The following is a 3,566-nucleotide window of genomic DNA, read 5'->3' as shown; positions in this document are numbered from 1 at the left end:
AGCCTGACCCGCCACAGCACGTACGCCGGGGAGGCGCCGAGGGACGCGGCGGCCTGTTCGTAGGCCGGGTCGAGGCGGGTGAGCGCGGCCGACACCGACTGGTGGGCGAAGGCGGTGACCAGGACGGAGTGGGCGACGATCACGATCCAGCGGGTGCCGTTGAGCAGCATCGGCGGCTGGGAGAAGGCGACCAGGACGGCGAGGCCGACGACGACCGAGGGCACCGCGACCGGCAGCACGAACAGGGCGTCGAGCACCTTGCGGTACCGCTTGTTCAGCGCTGCCGACGCGAGTGCCGCCCAGGTGCCGGCGGCAAGGGCGACCAGGCTCGCGGTGACGGCGGTGACCAGGCTGGTGGTGAGCGCCTGGAGGGCCTCACCGCGGGTGGCCGCCCGGTAGTGGGCGGTGGTGAAGCCGGAGGGCAGGACGTCGGACCAGTTGGTGGCGAAGGAGGCGCCGAGGACCACGAGGAGGGGGAGGGCGAACAGGGGCAGGAAGAGGACGAAGAAGACCGCCCACACGGCCCACCTCGCTCGGCGGCTATGCACCAGCACGGCGGCTCACCACCCGGTAGAGGCCGTAGAGGCCCACGGAGATCAGGACGTTGACGACGGCGACCACGCAGGCGCCCGGGTAGTCGGACTCCAGGATCGCCTTGCCGTAGACGAGGGTGGGGAGGGTCGTGACGCCCTTGGCGCCGGTGAAGAGCACGATGCCGAACTCGTTGAGGCACAGGACCAGGACCAGGCTGCCGCCGGCCGCGAGGGCGGGCAGCGCCTCGGGCAGGACGATCCGCCGGACGATGCGGGGGGCACGGGCGCCCAGCGAACTCGCGGTCTCCAGGCGGGCCGTGTCCAGCTGCGAGAAGGCGGCGAGCAGCGGGCGCATCACGAACGGAGTGAAGTACGTGATCTCCGCGAGCAGCACGCCCCACGGCGTGGTCAGGAACTGGAAGGGCCCCTCGGCGGCTCCCGTGACGCCGGTCCACGCCCCGTTGGCCATGCCGACCGTGCCGTAGACGAAGAGCAGGGCGAGCGTGATCAGGAAGGACGGGAAGGACAGGAAGACGTCGATGAAGCGTGCCACCGCCTTCGCTCCCGGGAACGGCACGAAGGCGATGACCAGCGCGAGCAGGAAGCCGAGCACCAGGCACCCGGCGGTGGCGGCCACCGCCAGCCACACGGTGGTCCACAGCGCCTCGCGGAAGGCGGCCGAGGCGAACACGTCGGCGTAGGGCTTCAGGGAGGTGCCGCCGGTGTCCGGCCGGAAGGACTGCTGGACGACCAGGGCGAGCGGGTAGAGGAAGAAGAGGGCGAGGAGGGCCACTGGAGGAATGGCCCACACGAGCGCTCCGAGGGGGCGTGGGGACCCGCGCGACCAGCCGCGGACGGCCTGCGGTCGCCGAACGGCCTCAGCCATGATCCACCCCTGCGGGCAGCAGCACCGCGTCCTCGGCGGCGAAATGCAGGTCCACGGGATCCCCGGGCACCGGCGGGTCCTTCAGCTCACGCAGGTCCGCCATGACCCGGTGACCGTCCACCTCGACGTACAGCCGGTGCGTGGTGCCCCGCCACTGGATCTCCCTCACCGTGCCGGTGAGCCGGTTGGGGCCTTCGCCGAGGCCGACGAGGTGGGGCCGTACGCACAGGGTCGCCGGCGCACCCGGCGCGACGCCCCCGGTGTCGACCTCGATCTCGGCGCCGGCCAGGGTCACCCCCCGGGCCCCCACCGTCACCGGCAGCAGGTTGGCGTTGCCGACGAAGGACGCCGTGAACGCGTCGGCCGGCGCCCGGTACAGCTCCTGCGGGGTGCCGCAGGTCTTGAGGCGGGCCCGGTCCATCACGGCGATCCGGTCGGCGAGGGTCAGCGCCTCCCCCTGGTCGTGGGTGACGTACAGGATCGACACGTCGGGCAGCTCCCGGTGCAGCCGGGCCAGTTCGGCGAGCATGCCGGAGCGCAGCTGCGCGTCGAGGGCGGACAGCGGCTCGTCCAGGAGGAGGACGTCCGGGCGGATGGCGAGGGCCCGGGCGATGGCGACGCGCTGCTGCTGGCCGCCGGACAGCTCGCGGGGGTGGCGGCGGGCGTAGGCGCCCATGCCGGTCATCTCCAACGCCTCGGCGACCCGTTCCCGTGCCTCGGCGCGGGGGACCTTGCGGGCGCGCAGCCCGAAGGCGACGTTGTCCTCCACCCGCATGTGCGGGAACAGGGCGTACTGCTGGACGACCATGCCGATGCCACGCCGGTGCGGGGGCAGAGCGGTGACGTCGCGGTCGCCGAGGAACACCCGCCCCGAGGCGGGCCGTACGAACCCGGCGGCCGCCCGCAGCGCGGTGGTCTTGCCGGATCCGGACGGCCCGAGGAGCGCCATGACCTCGCCGGGTTCGACGACGAGGTCGAGGGCGTCGAGGACGACCGTGCCGTCGTAGGCGACGGTGACGCCGTCGAAGCGAATACCGCTGCCGCTCATCAGCCGGCTCCCCGCAGGAGGGCGGGCAGGCCGACGACGGAGTCGAGGACGTGGGTCGCGCCCGCCTCGCGGAAGGCGTCGTCCCCATGGGCCCCGGTGCGCACCCCGGCGACCAGCCCGGCACCGGCGCGGACGCCGCTGAGCACGTCGTACGAGGTGTCGCCGACGACGGCGACCTGGGCCACGGCACCGGCGGCACCGGTGCGCAGGAACGCGGTCAGCACCATGTCCGGGTGGGGCCGCCCGCGTCCGCCGGCATCGGCGGGGCACAGGGTGAGCGGCACCAGGTCCCGCCAGCCGAGCGCGTCGAGGACGGCTTCCTGGGTGACGCGGGCGAAGCCGGTGGTGAGGACGACGGTGCGGCCGTCGGCCGCCATCTCCTCGACGGCCTCGCGGGCGCCGGGGACCGGGGCGACGAGGCCGCCGTCGACGAGTTCGCCGTACGCCCTCTCGAAGGCGGCGTTGGCGAGCTGGGCGCGGTCCTCGTCGCCGAAGAGGTGCCGGAACACGGAGATCTTGGACTCGCCCATGGTGGCGCGGACGTAGGCGAGCTTCTCGGCGTGGTCGTCCGTGCCGGGTTCGATGCCGCAAGCGCGGGCGGCGGAGTCGAAGGCGCGCTCGACGAGGCCGCCGTCGGCGACGGTGGTGCCGGCCATGTCGAGGACGACGAGGCGGATGTCTGTCGTGGTCATAGGGGTTCTCACCAGCCCAGTTCGTTCGCGGTGGTCTCGGCTATCGCGGGCGAGCAGGTCATGCCGCGCCCGCCGGGTCCGGTGACGAGCCAGGCCCCGTCGCGGACCTGCTGCCGGTGCACGACACGGCGGGTGTCCGTGCACTGGGCGTACACCCCGGCCCACCGGTGGCGGATCCGTGGCAGCGGGCGGCCGAGGAGGGACTCGACGACACCGGTGAGGTGCTCGTAGGGGTCCTCGACGGTGTCGAAGGCGAAGGGATGCTCGTACTCGTGGGTGTCGCCGATGGTCAGTCCGCCGTCCGCGCGCTGGACCATCAGGAGCTGCATCCTGTGCTCCGCGGCCGGGGCCGACTGCGGCTGACGGGCGTTCAGCTCGTCCAGGGCGGGCGAGCCGTAGGCCGGGGA

At 73.3% G+C, this 3,566-nt stretch carries 5 protein-coding genes; all 5 read right to left on the bottom strand.

Going from position 1 to position 3,566, the window contains the following annotated elements:
* On the bottom strand, positions 1–554 hold a 554-nt coding region (locus IH13_RS0121860; RefSeq protein ID WP_199814806.1), incomplete at its 3' end, for an ABC transporter permease.
* Entirely contained in the window at positions 541–1,419 is an 879-nt protein-coding gene (locus IH13_RS0121855) for a 2-aminoethylphosphonate ABC transporter permease subunit (RefSeq protein ID WP_051835892.1), read from the bottom strand. The genes IH13_RS0121855 and IH13_RS0121860, both read right to left, overlap by 14 nt.
* Complete coding sequence (locus IH13_RS0121850) at positions 1,412–2,467, bottom strand: ABC transporter ATP-binding protein (RefSeq protein ID WP_031086980.1); 1,056 nt, start codon at positions 2,465–2,467, stop codon at positions 1,412–1,414. The genes IH13_RS0121855 and IH13_RS0121850 overlap by 8 nt, the downstream gene beginning before the upstream one ends.
* Positions 2,467–3,159: an HAD family hydrolase gene (locus tag IH13_RS0121845; protein WP_031086979.1), complete on the bottom strand. Its 693-nt coding sequence runs from the start codon at positions 3,157–3,159 to the stop codon at positions 2,467–2,469. The genes IH13_RS0121850 and IH13_RS0121845 overlap by 1 nt, the downstream gene beginning before the upstream one ends.
* Before the next feature lie 8 nt (positions 3,160–3,167).
* Positions 3,168–3,566: FAD-dependent oxidoreductase (locus IH13_RS0121840; protein WP_031086977.1), on the bottom strand; the 399-nt coding region annotated here is incomplete at its 5' end.

Origin of the sequence: Streptomyces sp. NRRL WC-3549 (genome assembly GCF_000721935.1) — a bacterium.
Lineage (GTDB): Bacteria > Actinomycetota > Actinomycetes > Streptomycetales > Streptomycetaceae > Streptomyces.
This window is presented reverse-complemented; position numbering and strand designations above follow the sequence as displayed.